This is a genomic window from Caballeronia udeis (assembly GCF_001544555.2).
GTDB classification, from domain to species: domain Bacteria; phylum Pseudomonadota; class Gammaproteobacteria; order Burkholderiales; family Burkholderiaceae; genus Caballeronia; species Caballeronia udeis.
Genome location: NZ_FCOK02000033.1, coordinates 54,403 through 69,670, shown reverse-complemented (window position 1 = coordinate 69,670; position 15,268 = coordinate 54,403). Strand labels below are relative to the sequence as shown.

At 59.2% G+C, this 15,268-nt stretch carries 12 protein-coding genes; 3 read left to right on the top strand and 9 right to left on the bottom strand.

What is annotated here, in order from left to right; all coding sequences use genetic code 11:
• Position 1: 1 nt before the first annotated feature.
• The 8 genes from AWB69_RS22685 to AWB69_RS22650 all read right to left on the bottom strand — a co-directional run bounded on the left by AWB69_RS22685 (position 2) and on the right by AWB69_RS22650 (position 8,904).
• Complete coding sequence (locus AWB69_RS22685) at positions 2-3,214, bottom strand: efflux RND transporter permease subunit (RefSeq protein ID WP_062088946.1); 3,213 nt, start codon at positions 3,212-3,214, stop codon at positions 2-4.
• Between the two features lie 12 nt (positions 3,215-3,226).
• Positions 3,227-4,426, bottom strand: a complete 1,200-nt coding sequence (locus AWB69_RS22680; protein ID WP_062089002.1) for an efflux RND transporter periplasmic adaptor subunit — start codon at positions 4,424-4,426, stop codon at positions 3,227-3,229.
• A 123-nt stretch (positions 4,427-4,549) separates the two neighbouring features.
• Entirely contained in the window at positions 4,550-4,960 is a 411-nt protein-coding gene (locus tag AWB69_RS22675) for a hypothetical protein (RefSeq protein WP_062088944.1), read from the bottom strand.
• A 32-nt stretch (positions 4,961-4,992) separates the two neighbouring features.
• On the bottom strand, positions 4,993-5,469 hold the full coding sequence (locus AWB69_RS22670; RefSeq protein WP_062088942.1) for a YMGG-like glycine zipper-containing protein: 477 nt from the start codon (positions 5,467-5,469) through the stop codon (positions 4,993-4,995).
• A 123-nt stretch (positions 5,470-5,592) separates the two neighbouring features.
• Positions 5,593-6,153, bottom strand: a complete 561-nt coding sequence (locus AWB69_RS22665; protein WP_062088940.1) for a lipid-binding SYLF domain-containing protein — start codon at positions 6,151-6,153, stop codon at positions 5,593-5,595.
• A gap of 152 nt (positions 6,154-6,305) precedes the next feature.
• A complete protein-coding gene (locus AWB69_RS22660) occupies positions 6,306-6,692 on the bottom strand; it encodes a response regulator transcription factor (RefSeq protein ID WP_062088938.1) in 387 nt (128 codons plus the stop codon).
• A 149-nt stretch (positions 6,693-6,841) separates the two neighbouring features.
• Positions 6,842-7,480, bottom strand: coding sequence for a response regulator transcription factor (locus tag AWB69_RS22655; protein ID WP_062088935.1), 639 nt, complete (start codon positions 7,478-7,480; stop codon positions 6,842-6,844).
• Positions 7,477-8,904, bottom strand: coding sequence for a two-component system sensor histidine kinase NtrB (locus tag AWB69_RS22650; protein WP_231937198.1), 1,428 nt, complete (start codon positions 8,902-8,904; stop codon positions 7,477-7,479). Before AWB69_RS22650 ends, AWB69_RS22655 begins: the two co-directional genes overlap by 4 nt.
• Before the next feature lie 722 nt (positions 8,905-9,626).
• Between AWB69_RS22650 and AWB69_RS22645 the strand changes: the two genes are divergently transcribed.
• Both AWB69_RS22645 and AWB69_RS22640 read left to right on the top strand, forming a co-directional pair.
• Positions 9,627-12,077: a hypothetical protein gene (locus tag AWB69_RS22645; protein WP_062088931.1), complete on the top strand. Its 2,451-nt coding sequence runs from the start codon at positions 9,627-9,629 to the stop codon at positions 12,075-12,077.
• A 108-nt stretch (positions 12,078-12,185) separates the two neighbouring features.
• Complete coding sequence (locus AWB69_RS22640; RefSeq protein ID WP_062088929.1) at positions 12,186-12,947, top strand: bestrophin-like domain; 762 nt, start codon at positions 12,186-12,188, stop codon at positions 12,945-12,947.
• 87 nt (positions 12,948-13,034) lie between these two features.
• Here the strand turns inward: AWB69_RS22640 and AWB69_RS22635 are convergent, their stop codons facing one another.
• Positions 13,035-13,916 (bottom strand): transporter, encoded by an 882-nt coding sequence (locus tag AWB69_RS22635; protein WP_062088927.1) that lies wholly within the window; start codon positions 13,914-13,916, stop codon positions 13,035-13,037.
• Positions 13,917-14,725: 809 nt separating this feature from the next.
• Between AWB69_RS22635 and AWB69_RS22625 the strand changes: the two genes are divergently transcribed.
• A complete protein-coding gene (locus tag AWB69_RS22625) occupies positions 14,726-15,118 on the top strand; it encodes a hypothetical protein (protein ID WP_062088923.1) in 393 nt (130 codons plus the stop codon).
• Positions 15,119-15,268 lie beyond the last annotated feature (150 nt).

The window sequence follows — 15,268 nt, the reverse complement described above, 5'->3', positions numbered from 1 at the left end:
GTCAGTCGCCCTCGCGTTTGGCAGACGGCGTAGCAGTCGGGGCGCCTGCGCCGTGATCCGGCGGCCTCGCTGTCGGGCCCGGGGTCTTCTTGCCGCCGCTCTTCCTCTCCGACATTGTTTCGAGCACATAGAAAAACATCGGGATGAAGAACACCGCGATCACCGTCGCGCCAAGCATGCCGCCAATGACGCCGGTGCCGATCGAATGCCGGCTGTTCGCCGACGCGCCAGTGGCAATGGCAAGCGGCACGCAGCCGAGGATGAATGCAAGGGACGTCATCACGATCGGGCGCAACCGCTCAGTCGCAGCCGTGACTGCGGCGTCATGGACCGACTCGCCCGACTCGCGGTTCAGCACCGCAAACTCGAAGATCAGGATCGCGTTCTTGGCAGCAAGCGCAACCAGCATCGTCAAGCCGATCTGGAAATAGACGTCGTTTTCGAGGCCTCGCAGCAAGATGGCGAGCAGCGCGCCAAAGAGCGCGAACGGCACCGCCATCAGTACGCCCACCGGCAAGCTCCACTTCTCGTATTGCGCGGCAAGGATCAGGAACACCATGATCAGGCCAAACACGAACACGAGCCCGGAGGCACCACCCGCCTGTTTTGCTTCAAACGCTTCGCCGCTCCACCCGACGTCGTAACCCGCCGGCATCACCTCACGGGCCACCTCGTCGAGCGCGGCGAGGACCTGGCCCGTGCTGTAGCCTGGTGCCGCGTTCGCGGTGATCTTGACCGCGGGGAAATTGTTGAAGCGCGTCACCAGATCCGGACCGGTGGCGAACTGGCTGGTCACCACGGCTTTGAGCGGCACCATGCTGCCGGTCCTGGCACGCACGTAAATTTGATCGAGATCTTTCGGCGTGAGCCGATACGACGGCTCCGCTTGCAAAATCACCTGCCACAATCGGCTCGAACGGTTGAACTGCGATACGTACAGCGAACCAAACATGGTCTGCATCGCGCTGTAGACTTCCTCGACAGGAACGCCCAGCGTCTCGGACCTGTCACGGTCCACGTTGACCAGCAACTGCTGAGACGACGCATTGAATGTCGATGTGACGCGAGCCAGTTCGGGCCGCAGTTTTGCCTTCGCTACAAAGTCATCCACCACGCCCGCGAGTTGAGGGATGGTTGCATCCCCCTTGCTCTGGATCCACATCTCGGTCCCGCCTGTCGTTCCAAGTCCCGGAATAGACGGCGGGTTGACCGGCAGGATGATCCCCTCCTTCACCCCGGAGAGATTTTTAAACGCATCGATCAGGACGGCGCGTGCGTTCTGCGTCTTGATGTTGGCGAACTTGTAGCGCTCGTCAAAGCCCTTGAGACCGATAAAAAACGTCGATGCATTATTCTTGCTCTGGCTGTCCAGCAAACTGTATCCATCGACTATCGTCACGCTGCTCACGGCCGGCTGCTTCATGAAATAGTCAGTGACGTGCTGCGACACAGCCCCGGTGCGGTCCAGGCTCGCCGCATCCGGCATGATGACCGCGCCGAGCAGGTACCCCTGGTCTTCGGGCGGAAGAAACGAAGTCGGAATCGACCTCATCATGACGACCGCGAGCGCGATCATCCCGGCGAACAGCAACAAGGCCACCACAAAACGCTTGATGGCCAGCCTGACCAAATTCGTATAGCCGGAGGTCATCCGTCCGAACGCGTTATCGAACCATCTGAAAAAGCCCTTCTTTTCATGGTGTCCCGGTTTCAGCAGCAATGCTGCAAGCGCCGGCGACAGCGTCAGCGCAACCACGCCCGAGAACCCGACCGAGATGGCGATCGTGATGGCGAACTGCTTGTACAGTTGTCCCGTGATGCCGCCAAGAAACGCCACCGGCACAAACACTGCGCCCAGGACGAGCGTAATTGCCACGATCGGGCCAGAAATTTCGTCCATCGCCCGCTTGGCCGCGTCCCGTGGACTCAGCTTGTGGACGTTCATGTTCCGTTCGACGTTCTCGACCACGACGATGGCATCATCCACCACAATACCGATCGCCAGCACCATGCCGAACAGCGTGAGCATGTTGATCGAAAAGCCGAGGGCGAGCATGCCCATGAAGGTACCGAGAATCGACACCGGCACGGCGATCACCGGAATCAAGGTGGCGCGAAAACTCTGCAGGAAGACGTAGACCACAATCACGACCAGCACGAGCGCTTCGAAGAACGTATAGATCACATCCGAGATCGACGCCCGCGTGAATTCAGTCGTGTCCATCGCGATGTCGTAATCCATCCCCTCAGGGAAGGACTTCTTCATCTGTTCGAGGGTTGCGCGCACCTGCCTGGACACGTCGAGCGCATTGGCGCCTGGTTGCTGGTATACCGCGATAATCGTCGCCGGCTTACCTTGAAACTTGCTTCGGATCGAGTAATCCTTTTGACCAAGCTGGGCGCGGCCGATGTCCCTGAGACGCACGATTGCAGCATCGCTGCTGGCCGCCCGGATGATGATGTTCTCGAACTCGGCCGGATCGCTGAGCCGGCCGGTGGTGGTCACCGCAAATGACTGCTCGACCGGCGTACCGGTTGGCGACTGGCCAATACTGCCGACCGCGAACTGCTGGTTCTGGTTGGCGACGGCCTTCTGCACGTCGTTCGCAGTAACGCCAAGTTGCGCCATGCGATCAGGCTTGAGCCAGATACGCATCGCGTAATCAGGTGTGCCGAAGATACTCGACTGGTTGGCGCCAGGCACGCGCTTGAGGGCATCGAGCACATAGATGTTCGCGTAGTTGGCAATGTAGGTAGGATCGTACCGGTCAGTAGGCGAATAGACTGCAATGACCATCATGAACGCCGATGACTTCTTCTGCACCTGGATGCCCTGCGCCTGCACCGACTGAGGCAATTGCGGCAACGCCAGGTTCACCCGGTTTTGCACATCGACCTGCGCAAGCTCGGGGTTCGTGCCGATCTGGAAGAAGACATTGAGCGTGAAGTTGCCCGTCGATGAACTCGACGAGTTCATGTAGATCATGTTGTCCGCGCCGTTGACCTGCTGCTCGATAGGCGCTGCCACATTATTAGCGACCACGTCGGCAGTCGCACCGGGGTAATTGGCTGAGATCGTGATCTGCGGCGGAGTGATGTCGGGGTACTGCGCGATCGGCAGACTGAACATTGCCAGCGCACCACCGAGCGTGATGACGATCGAAATGACAGACGAAAAGATCGGATGATCGATGCAGTGGCGAGAAATGTTCATTTCGGCCGCCGCTCAGTTCGTCGCAGCGTGGTCGGGCTGACGCTGTGCCATAGCTTGCTGCCCGTCGTGCTGCTCGTCGGTAGCACTTGGCGTGGCAGGAGGTGCATCGGTGATCTTCAGGGGCGCGTCGGCAACCACCCGAATGGCGCCATCGACCACTATTCGTTCGCCGGGCTTGAGACCGTCGGTGATGAACCAGTCGTCGCCGTGCCACGAACCGGTTTCGACCACACGCTGGTGGCCTTTCGAATCACTCTCGACCACCCAGACAAAATGGCTCTTCGATCCCTGCAACACCGCGCGCTGCGGTACGAGGATCGCGTTCGGACGCACAGCCCCCGACACGCGGGCGCGCACGAATTGTCCGGGGCGCAGGCCGCCTTGAGCGTTCGCGAACGAGGCCCGTACGAGAAACGTGCCGGTTTGCGTACTGAACGCGGGATTGGCGAAATTGATGCGGCCGCGAGCGGGGAACTCCGTGCCGTCAGCAAGCACGACCGTGACTTCGAACTCGTTGTTCGCCGGGAACCGCAACTGCTTTTTCTCGATCTGGTCGCGGTATGCCAGCAACTCATTCTCGGAAATGCTGAAGTTCACCCACATCGGGTCGAGCTGGTACACGGTGGTAAGCAAGCCCGTCGCGGCCGCCGTTACGTAGCTGCCGTCCTGCTGCCGGGCGAAGCTCGACAGACCCGTGAGCGGGGACTTGATCGTCGTGTAACTCAGGTTGAGTTCAGCGGTCTGGACCTGGCCTTTTGCAGCGATCACCGCGGCCTCCGCCTCCTTTTCGTTGCCGATCGCGTCGTCACGTTCCTTCTGGCTCAGTGCGTTCTGTGCGACGAGCGGAACCACGCGCGCGAGATTGGCCTTCGCCACGGTCAGCCGGGCCTGCTGCTGCGCGAGCTGGCCCCTGGCCGACTGGAGCACCGCTTCGAACGGCTTGGGGTCCATCAGGAAGAGCGTCTGGCCGGCATGCACCAGTTGCCCCTCGGTATAGACGCGTTTGTCCAGGAAGCCGTCGACGCGTGCGCGGATCTCGACCTCGCGAGAGCTTTGCGTCTGGGCGGTAAATTCGAAGTCGACCGGCGTGTCACGCGCGGCGACCGTCATGACCGTTACCGCGATCGCCTGACGCGGAAGCTCCGCCGCCGGCTTGCTGCAGGCAGCGAGCATCGCCAGAACCACGCCGGCAAACAGGCGGTGCAACCCCATGCAGGTGCATGCGCACCGGTGATCACCATTCTTGATCCGCGAAGCTGACGTCACCATGTGAGTCTCCCATTGGGAACCCGGACTCGTGGAACACACCATAAGCAAGACCGGGCGCGCAGCCGGCTATGTCGGTGTGCAATAACCAAAGACCGCATATGTGTCGTCACGATTGACCAGCGTCATTGACAGGGTTCCGTCGGTCTTGTCGATGACAACCGTCCACGCATAGCCGAGCTCGGTGCCCTGCATCATGATCTGATCCGCGCTGGTGTCGAGGTAGCGGATCTGGGTTGTGCGCTTGGGCCCCGCGATCGTCTTGTCGGCGAAGTCGATGCGCATGAAACGCGGCACGCCAATGTCGTCCGGCAACCCGTGAAGGCAGGTTTGGCCCGGGTCGCAGGCGTGCGCGTCCACCGTTGCGCAGATCAGCCGCCTGCTGCCGTCGAAGTCCGCGCTGAATGCTGCTGTCGCCGAGCAGAGCAGCGCGGCTGTCAATGCGCTCACCAACGCTGTTCGCCTTAGTCTGGTCGTCATGCTTGCATCTCCGCTGGGTGCGCTGGTCGGCCCTACTGAACGGTATATCCCCGGCCCGTCATGCAGGCGGCCACCGCCCGGCTGAAAGTCGCCATCTGCTGCGAGGCCTGTTGATTGTTAGCTTGTTGCTGACCGGCAGCAGCCTCGTTCTTTCGGCGCTGGCGAAGCCCTCCTGCGGCCGTCCCGACCACCGCCCCGATTGCCGCGCCCTTGCCCGCGTCACCTCCGATTGCGCCCCCGATCGCACCCAGCGCAGCACCGCCGGCCGCTCCCTTGAGCATGCCTCCTTGCTGCTGCGGCGCCGCCGGCTGGTTCGCTCCCTGCTGTGCTATCGCGACCGGATCAACCCCTGTTGTTTGCTTCGCCCACAACTGGCATTCAGCCGTGTCGGTGTTTTGCTTCTGCGCGCTCTGCCCTCTGGCCGGATAGATGATCGGCTGCTGCGCGCCGGCCGCGAGCGTCAGCGCCCATACCACCAGACCAACTGAAACTTGCCTCATTCGCCGCATTCGCTGTATTCGTTGCATGGCTCGAGGCCCTCAATGTTCCAAGGTCGATCTGCTAACAGGCGGTCAAGGTCTGCGCAACGCGCGAGAGCATCAATGACTCCCATCGTGGGGATATCGCCAACTTCATTCCTCGTACTTGATAATTCTTTGCCCCTGCACGCCAAGACCGGCCATCAATCCCTGCTGGCCAAAAATGAACGCATAGACATCCGCTTGCAATGTCGTGGTTGTCATCGACTTGGCCATCCCCGCGTCCACGACCACGACGCTCGGTCCCACGCCAACGGACAATCCGGTGCCGCTGGACAGAGAGGTAATTGCCGAGTCGGTCATGAGGAACATCGCTTCCGAAAAGGTTTGTGCGCCGGCTTGCATCCCGTACGAAAGCGCGCGCGCCCTGTAGTACCCAAGCACCTTGCCGTCCGGACCAAACATCACGCCCTTTCCACCTTGCGCCCCGACTATCAACCCAGCCTTGACGATGCTCGGGAACACCACGACCGCTTTCGCCTGAAACTGGAGATCCTTCGCCTTCGGCGTAGTGTCGAATAGTTGCTGCAGTGCCTGACGTCCTTGCGCGTCCAGGTCCGGATCTCCACCGTTTGTCACGGTCGGGCCCGTCGTACACGCCACGGAAAACAGAAAGAGGGGAATCGCGAGAACCAGCCGAAGGTATCTGATCATGATGCATGCTCCATTGGAAATGACTTCAAGAAGTAATGCCCGAGGCCGCCCCTACGCTTCTTTAGGACTCTGTTTTTATGATGCAACCAATATCCCTCTAAAACTATTGGACCTTGGTCCAATACCTTCATTACAGGCGTAGGTGCCGACCCTCAGGGCCCGGGAACCGGATCGATCGCGGAACGCACGGCCTTGATCAAGATCTCGTCATTGAATGGCTTGCGAAGATAACCTGCGGCACCGGCCGCCAGTGCTTGCTCGCGAACGACGCTGTCATCGTGGGCCGTGATGAAAATGATCGGAATCCCGCTACCCGCCAGTCGCTGCTGGACCTCCAGTCCGTTCAGGCCCGGCATCTGCACGTCGAGAACGATGCACGCCGGGCGGTATGACGGTATGGAATCGAACATGTCCAGAAAGTCGTTGCCCGTCTTGAAAGTGTCCGCCGCAAACCCGCTAGAACGTAGGAGTCGCTTGATGGCTCGGCTCACCGATTCATCGTCATCCACCACTGCGACGAACGGCTTGAGTTGGGTCATGGCGAATATCCCTAATACAGGCACCTCGGTACCAGACATGGTTCGACGCTGAATCCAGACTATGACAATTTGAAGGATCCGGATATGGGACCTTGGTCCAATATCCGCAGGGGATAGGCGCGGTGTCCGGCGACACCGGTCTTTCAGAGTCAGGCTCGCTGACCGTGAGCAAGAGGAGTACAGACCTTGTCGATGACCCGCACCAGGTCGACAAGCGAATGCGCCTCCATCTTTTCCATCACGCGGGCGCGGTGGACCTTGATGGTCTTTTCAGCGATGCCCAATTTACACGCGACTTGCTTGTTGGGCCGGCCTTCAACGAGAAGCGCCAGCACTTCCCGCTCGCGCGGTGTGAGCCGCGCCATACGACCGTGAATACCGTCAAGCTCGGTACGGTTCGCGAGGGCTTGCGAAGAGACCTGGAGCGCGTTTTCTATCGCGGGCAGGAGGTCGGAGTCGGTCACCGGTTTCGCCAGGAAATCTGTTGCACCGGCCTTCATCGCTCGCACTGTCGTGGCGACGTCGCTGTCGCCCGTGATGAAGATGATGGGTAATACACTGTTCGCAGCATTCAATTCGTTCTGCAATTCGAGGCCGTTGATGTCGGGTAATCCAACGTCCAGTACAAGGCAGGCGCAATCCTTGAAGTAAGGATGACACGCCAGGAACTCATGCGCGGATTCGAAGGATTCAACGCAATAACCAGCGGAGCGTATCAGGCGCGTCAACGCGCGGCATACCGCCGTGTCGTCGTCCACCACGAAGACCGTTGAGCTCACTTCGCTCATGGCTGCCTCCCCGGAACGCTTCGCGTGGCCCCGGCTCCAGTGGGCAAGGTGAAATAAAAAGTGGCCCCGTGATCCTCGTTGTTCTGCGCCCAGATGCATCCTCCGTGCATCTCGACGATAGACCGGCTGATTGACAGTCCAAGGCCAAGTCCGTCCCGCTTGGAGGTGAAGAACGGCAGGAACATCTTCTCGAATGTGTTGCCGGCGAGACCGCTGCCGCTGTCTCGTACCGCTACACGTATGGTGTCGCCCGCTTCGAGGGTGACCGCAATATCCACCTCACGATCAAGCGCCGGACGGGCCTCCAGTGCGTCGAATGCGTTAAGCAATAAATTCAGCACGACTTGCTGCAATTGGACCTTGTCACCACGCACGGGCGGCAACTCCGGGGTAACCACCACACGCATGCGGATTCCACGCACAATTGCATCGCTATGCACGAGCAAGGCCACATCCCTGATCACGCTCGCCACGCTCAGCGGCGCGGCCTCGAGGTCGCCTTTCTTGACGAGAGCTCGAATCTTCCGGATAACTTCGCTTGCGCGGTGAGTGTCGTCGACCAGGTCATGCAATATCTCCCGCACCTCCCCAAGATTGACCGGTTCTGTCGCGAGGAAGCGCTGAGCTGCCTGCGCGTTACTTAATATGGCCGTGAGCGGTTGATTCAATTCGTGTGCGAGCGATCCGGCAAGTTCGCCCAGTGTGGAGACTCGGGTCAAGTGGGCAAGCTGCTGGCGATTGCGCAGCAGTTCGTATCGCTCCGTGCGATCGATCACGATCGTCAGCGTACAGGTCTCGCTTTCCCAGGAAACGGGATTGACGGCGACCTCCGCCGGAAACTCGGTGCCGTCCCTGCGCTTCGCGACCAGGTCCCGGTGACCATCCGCCTCTGCGCCGCCAAGCGCCAGATCCGCGCCGCTGACGTTGAGGTGCAATGCAGGAACCAGCTCGCCGACAGCCACGCCAATCAACTCTTCCCGGGAATAACCGAAGAGCTTCTCCGCTGCCGCGTTGGCGAAGAGCGTTTTTCCCTGAGGATCAGCTACCAGGATGGTAAGCGGCAATAGATCGAGCGTGGCGCCAAACCGTTCGTCGTGGCGCAGTTGCCGCGCGGCAGTCCCTGAACCATCGTCTGGCTCTGTGCGCGATATGACGTGGCACGGCTGCAACTTGTCCTCCAACGAGGTCCGGCGAAAACGGCCCCTGGACAGCATCGCAAGATGCGTATGGACGATGTGGCGGCCGGATGATCTCGTCGGACGGAAACCAGCGCTGCGGCGAATGTTTTTCTGATCCGCAACGGCCTTGGCGGCCTGTTCCAGATCCGCCGCTTCATCAGCCGCTGCGAAGGCATAGTTGTTATACCTCCGCCCGGACAATTCCGCGTCGACAGGCAAACCATCCGCAGGCATCGACGTTTGCATTCGTCTGAATTGAATATAGATAAGCAGTACGATTAATATAGCTACTGCAGCGGTAGCAGATAACGCAGTCATGACGCCGTGCCCCCTCAGAAGCTCGGACAGGCATGCTGGAACCCAGGCGCGCTGGACTTCTAAAGGTCCGACTTCGCGTGGGCTTGTGTCCGCGCATGCACTTGCCGAACAAGCATCGTGCGACATCGCAGCGAGTTCGCAGTGGATTTCTGTTCCACGAGACCTCGAGCGAGGTATTTAATTATCTTATGCGACAAGCTTGCAGGAAACCGATAGGCAACGTACGCCTACGACGCGAAACGGCGCGTTAGGAAAACGAAATATTACGGTCCTTAAATCTAACAATTCATATATATCAAGCTAATACCCGCATGTAACGGTTGCTCTTGATGAGCTTAGACGCTGTATTTGTTTCCGTAAAGCGATTCCATCGAATATTCCCAACTGCCGGGATTACTCAACTCGACAGACAAATTAAATACATAGCTAATGTCTCCGGTATAGGACCAAGGTCCAATTGCCCGAACCTGGACTCCGACCTATTTTTAAACATCGCCCCGGTATCAATTGATCGAGCGCGCGTTAACCCTTCATGCAAGCCGGCAACGAATTCATGATAGTTGCATCGCTTGAAACAAATTGGCGGTTCGATCCGCGATTTCTCATGCGCATCGTTATTCGAATCTGCTTGACGCCGGGAGGCGTTCAACATGGCATTGTCCATAAAACGCTGTTCAGTGAAGGGCACCGCTCTGGCACTGACGTTCGCTCTGGTAGCGTCGGGCTTCCCGCACCGCGCAATGGCAAGTGACCCCGGCTGGCCCCGCGAGCGCGATCAAGACGGTAATCGCCTCGTCCTCTATCAACCGCAGATCGACGACTGGAAGCAATTCAGGCAAGTGAGCGGGCGGATGGCTATTTCGTTGACACCAAGAGGCGGGCAACCGCAAGTCGGCGTGGTGACGTTGCAGATGGACACCGATACAGACATGGACAGCAGGACCGTTCTTCTAAGTCATCCCACCATCACAGGCACCTCGTTCCCCGGGGCGGACCCGGCTACCGCCAAAAAGCTCGATCAGCTGGTACGTACGTTTCTCAAGCCCGAAGCGACCCTGACCATATCGGTGGACCGTCTGGTCGCAAGCGTCGACCAAAAATCCGATGTACCGGCCATCGCCATCAAGAACGACCCGCCCGCCATTTTTGCCAGTTTCGGACCTGCCATCCTCTTATTCGTTGATGGTGACCCCGTACTTGCACCGGTTGAAAATGTTGATATGCAAACGGTGATCAACGCCAACTGGCCTCTCTTTCTCGATAGCGCCACGCACCAGTATTATCTTTTCACCGGGCAACGGTGGGTCATGTCAAACGATCTGAAAAGCGGATGGAAAGAAGCCGCGAGCCTCCCGGCGAAAATGATAAAAATTTCGGAAGATCCACAGTGGGCATCGCTTAAGCAATACCTGGGAGCGACTTCCGCTCACGCCGGCAGGGCACCGGCTGTGTACTACAGCCAGGTGCCCGCTGAGCTTATCGTCTTTTCCGGCAAGCCTGTCTTTACAGCGATTCCCGGCACAAAGCTTAAATTCGCGACGAACACCGACAGCGACTTGTTCGTCTACTCGCCGACCGGTGCGTATTACTACCTGAGTGCAGGCCGCTGGTTTTCAGCACCTGGGCCAACCGGCCCGTGGACTTTCGCGACGGACCAGTTACCGGCGGATTTCGCCAGCATCCCGTCCGCTAGCGCAGCGGGAAGAGTGTTGAGTTCAGTGCCGGGAACACCGGAAGCCCGCGACGCGGTTTTGCTTGCGCAGATTCCCACCACCGTAGAGATAAACCCCAGCGCAGCGGCGGCGGCCGTCAAGGTTGCGTACAACGGCGAGCCGGCTTTCGAGCCGATCCCGGGAACTTCGATGTCCTACGCATCCAATACGCCTGCGAAGGTGATCAAGGTCCAGCAGCGTTATTACCTCTGCTCGCAAGGTGTATGGTTCGATTCCGCTTCGCCGGGCGGTCCGTGGCAAACGACCGTCGTCGTGCCTCAGGTGATCTACACGATTCCGCCCAGCTCGCCCGTCTACAACGTTGTCTATGTGACGCAACAGGTCACGCCCACGGGCACCGTCCAGGCAAGCTATACAGCAGGCTATCTGGGTGTGTTTATCGCTGGCGCCGCGCTTGGTGCGATCGTCGCGCATGGCAATGGCTATTACTATCCTCCGTACGTCGCCGTCGGTCGTGGACCCTATCCTGTCTACTATCCGCGCCCCGCCCCTTATGGCTATAACACCTACAACCCCTATACCGGCGCAAGCGGTATGCGAGGCGGCGCTTATGGTCCCGCGGGGAGCGCTCAATGGGGCACTTCCTATAATCCTTATACCGGCACCTACGCGCGGGGAGCGACCGTCTCGGGGCCTGGCGGCAGTGCGTCCGTGGGCCAGGCATACAACCCCAGGACGGGCGCGTATGGCGCCACTCAACAGGGCTCCAACGCCTATGGCCAATGGGGAAGCTCGGTCGTCACGAAGGGCAACCAGTGGGCGGCGACGCAACACACTACGACCGCCAACGGAACAGCCGGCAGCTTCCAGAATTCCGCCGGCGGCAAGGCTGTCGCTGGCCAGGGCGTCAACGGCACTGCCAGTGCGGGCAAGGCAGCCAATGGCAACATGTACGCCAGCAAAGACGGCAACGTGTACAAAAACACCAATGGCAGCTGGCAGAAATACGATAACGGTTCGTGGTCTACGGTCAACAAGCCAACGGCGCCCGCGTCGTCCGCCACCCAGCAAAGAACCCAGTCGGCTCAACCACAACGCACTGCCACCGGCACCGGTACCGGTACCGGCGCAAGGGCAACGCCGACCACCTACCAGCAGCGACCCGCAGCTGCTCCAGCGGGAAATGCGCCAGCCCGTGCAAATGGACAACAGTATCAGCAGCAACGTCCCACGCAGTCGCCAGCCGCCCAGCAGGGAATGGCTGGCGGGCAAGCTCGACCGGGCAACTCCGGAGGGGGCGCCTATGGACAGTTGAATCAGGATATGCAGAACCGGCAACGCGGCGCGGCCCAGAGTCAACGGTTCTCACAAGCCGGGAACGGCGGCGGATTTGGCGGCGGCAACCGCGGCGGCGGCTTTCGTCGATAAGCCGTCGAATACCCAGGCCATGTCGACGACTCAAAGGACATGGTATGCCCGACTACGGTGGCCGCGTCGGATACCCACAGGCGCAACACGCATGATGGAGGACGCAGAGTGAGCCACCTCCTTATCGCTTCGATCGTGTTTGCATGTGTATTTGGCAGCGGGCTGCTTGGCCTGTATTTGCGCGAGTTGCTGCCTGCAAACCACCTTAGCGATGAATCGATCGGTGTCGTCAAGCTTGCAACGGGCCTGATCGCGACCATGGCCGCGCTGGTGCTGGGCCTCTTGATTTCATCGGCAAAAAGCTCATTCGACACGGCCACCGGCGAAGTTATGCAAAACGCTGCCACCGTCGTCCAGCTCGATCGCGTATTGGCGAGATACGGACCGGAAACCCGGGAGATTCGTTTGACGCTCAAGCAGAACTACGCCGGCGCGGTCCAGGTACTCGCGTCAGGCGATGCTGCTCAACTGGCAAAACTCAACAACCTCGACACAATTAACAGGTCCGAAGACTTCGAACGCAAAGTGGAAGAACTTTCTCCATCCAACGACACGCAGCGTGGACTCAAGACGCGCGCCATCCAACTCGTCGATCAGGCGTACGCGGCGCGCTGGCTCGCGCTGTTGCAGGCGAAAGGCACGATCCCTGCACCGCTGCTGATCATTCTCGTGGCGTGGTTATCTATTATCTTCGGAACGTTTGGCCTGTTCACTCTTCGCAACGGGACCGTCGTAGCGGCCATGGTCTTGTGCGCACTATCCACGTCCGGAGCGATCTTCCTGATTCAGGAAATGAGCACTCCGCTTAGCGGCACTGTGAGGGTGTCAGTCGCGCCAATGCGTGACACGCTGGCCCGGCTCAATGAATAACAGGCATGCGCTTCGCGACAAAGGCATGGTGAACAATCTTCCAACCGAGGCGAATGGCGCGTGTTGGGTGTATGAGTCAGCAAACGGTTAGCGATTGAACCAGCGATATTGAAGTGCGACCGAGACGGTCTGGAAATTTCCGCCGGAACTCGTCGTCAGCCCGCGCGACCACGCAAGCTTCCCGGACCATTGAGCCGAGAGCGGAAATGAAAGCGTGACGCCATAGCGGACATTGCGTTGCAGGTCGTTGTCCTGAACACCGTTGACGCTTGTCTGGCCGCCTGTGTAAAACGTCATGTCTGCGGAGATCCATAGCCCAGGTCGCCATGTGTAGCCGCCATGCCACTGGAACACCGGCAGCGGATCCTGGCTGCGCCGCCGGCCACCGAAGAAATCAGGATTGTCAGTGAATAGCCAGACCCCCGCAGCCCCCTCCACGAACCAGTTGCCTAGCGGCTGCGACAGCCCGACTTCGGGTTTGAACGCCCATCGGTTCGAGCCCACGTTGATCAGTCGGGACGGCACGTACTGGCCTGTGGGCGCGATGACGCTCACGCTGGCACCGAGGATAGTCCCGGGGCTGCGTTGAGCGAACTCTGCCGGCGTGAGCGCAGGACCACCGAGAAGATTAACGGCGAATCTGAACCGCACGTCGCCCAATCCCGATCGGTACGCCTGCCCCGGCGCGCCCTCGACATTTCCCGTCAAATTCGCATTGGCGTATGGCATCGAGAAAGCGACGCTTGCGACATGGCCAAAAACGCCGAAGCTATGAGAAACCCCAAGCGAATATGTGTTTATTTTGGCCTGCAGATTTGTTACTGGCAACGATGGATCGAACAGGATGTCACCGCTTGATCTTGCATAGTCCACGACGATGAAATTTGTGCCGATCGGGACAGCTGAATAGGTGCGCGGCTCCATTTCCTGGGCTGCCGCCAATGCGGACCAGATGACAACAGTACTCATACCCGCATGCCGAAAGGACCGGACAGTCAGCGTCCGCGAACGGACCTCCGGCATGCAGCCAGATCGGTCCGCGCAATTCGAAGTGATCGATGCTCTCGGCATTGTCATGACCGTCGTTCCTTGTTGATCGCAAGCTGAGCAACGCACGGAATGTCATTATGACCCGGGGTTCGTCCCAGAGGTCACACAAGTAACGCTAAAGCACCCATAGGTCTTCGAACTAAAAAGATAACTCATCCCTTTAGCGCGATTAGATGTAAAGGACATGCAGGAAGCTGCAAGCGTGACCTACTATTGAATGACGGGTGCGCCATTGCAACCGCTTAGCACCCGTGACATCCGGAGGTCACCATGAGAATTCTTGCGCTGTTGGCATGCGTCGTGTTTTCCACCCACGCATTCGCGGAGTGCACAACCACCGCGACTGGCCGTACCATTTGCAATAACGGCCAACAGGCTGGCGGATATAACCCGAACACAGGCACCGCGTGGAAGTCCGAGAGGAACCAGAACGGAGTGGCGACGACTCAGACGAGCAAGGGCGGCGAGGCGAAAACCAAGAATGGAAAAGGTGTATACAAAAGCCCGACTGGCAAGACGTGCATGAAGACCGCCAACAATCAAGGCTGCAACTGAAGAGCGTGACGGCACGGGGGATGCGGTTGCAAGCATTGGGAAAAGCACGCCCTTGAGTTCCTTTGCCGGCACCGGCGCTGAAACCTGCAGAGGACAGATGCAACGATGTTAGCCGACTAGCGGTGTGCCAGCTTGACGCTGAGAAAGACACGAAGCCGGCGAAAGGAGACACGATGTGCACCGACCACGATCTTCACCTGACCCTGCTGCCATCGAATAACGACGGTCCTCTTTTTAGTCGCAAGCGCCAGCAGGCAATCACGCGGTTCTATGTCGAGGCTCGGGCTGATGGCAGCCGGATTAATCCAGCAGGTTTCGCTCTGGACACCGCGGGTCTACAAGGCGGCTTCAGCGGCGAATTCGTCGTTAGCCTCGGTCAGCTTGCAGGGCCTGCGCTGGGTGCGGCTGCACACGCATGGTTAAACGGCCGGGCGGATCGCAGGATCAGCCTGCGGATTCGCGAAATCGACGTTGATGCGAAAAGCCAGGAAGAGTTTGACCGCGTGCTCAATCAGGCGTTGACGCTTGCGCCCGCTGAAGCCCCGGGTGAACACAGCCGCGCGTGATATGCATGGAGATATTGATCCGTTTGATAAATATAATATGATAAGGATGCCGTATATAAGTAACGGGAAAATATTGAACGATGGAGAGCTCCGCTTCGTCAACACGCGACCCGTTATTGCCGGTTGTGGGCCGGTTCTGAGCCGGTTGTG

What these genes read in the sequence shown, in the direction of transcription:
- AWB69_RS22685 (WP_062088946.1), bottom strand. Translation starts at nt 3,214, where the DNA reads ATGAACATTTCTCGCCACTGCATCGATCATCCGATCTTTTCGTCTGTC.
- AWB69_RS22650 (WP_231937198.1), bottom strand. Translation starts at nt 8,904, where the DNA reads ATGCAAACGTCGATGCCTGCGGATGGTTTGCCTGTCGACGCGGAATTG.
- AWB69_RS22670 (WP_062088942.1), bottom strand. Translation starts at nt 5,469, where the DNA reads ATGCGGCGAATGAGGCAAGTTTCAGTTGGTCTGGTGGTATGGGCGCTG.
- AWB69_RS22680 (WP_062089002.1), bottom strand. Translation starts at nt 4,426, where the DNA reads ATGGGGTTGCACCGCCTGTTTGCCGGCGTGGTTCTGGCGATGCTCGCT.
- AWB69_RS22645 (WP_062088931.1), top strand. Translation starts at nt 9,627, where the DNA reads ATGGCATTGTCCATAAAACGCTGTTCAGTGAAGGGCACCGCTCTGGCA.
- AWB69_RS22625 (WP_062088923.1), top strand. Translation starts at nt 14,726, where the DNA reads ATGTGCACCGACCACGATCTTCACCTGACCCTGCTGCCATCGAATAAC.
- AWB69_RS22655 (WP_062088935.1), bottom strand. Translation starts at nt 7,480, where the DNA reads ATGAGCGAAGTGAGCTCAACGGTCTTCGTGGTGGACGACGACACGGCG.
- AWB69_RS22660 (WP_062088938.1), bottom strand. Translation starts at nt 6,692, where the DNA reads ATGACCCAACTCAAGCCGTTCGTCGCAGTGGTGGATGACGATGAATCG.
- AWB69_RS22675 (WP_062088944.1), bottom strand. Translation starts at nt 4,960, where the DNA reads ATGACGACCAGACTAAGGCGAACAGCGTTGGTGAGCGCATTGACAGCC.
- AWB69_RS22665 (WP_062088940.1), bottom strand. Translation starts at nt 6,153, where the DNA reads ATGATCAGATACCTTCGGCTGGTTCTCGCGATTCCCCTCTTTCTGTTT.
- AWB69_RS22635 (WP_062088927.1), bottom strand. Translation starts at nt 13,916, where the DNA reads ATGAGTACTGTTGTCATCTGGTCCGCATTGGCGGCAGCCCAGGAAATG.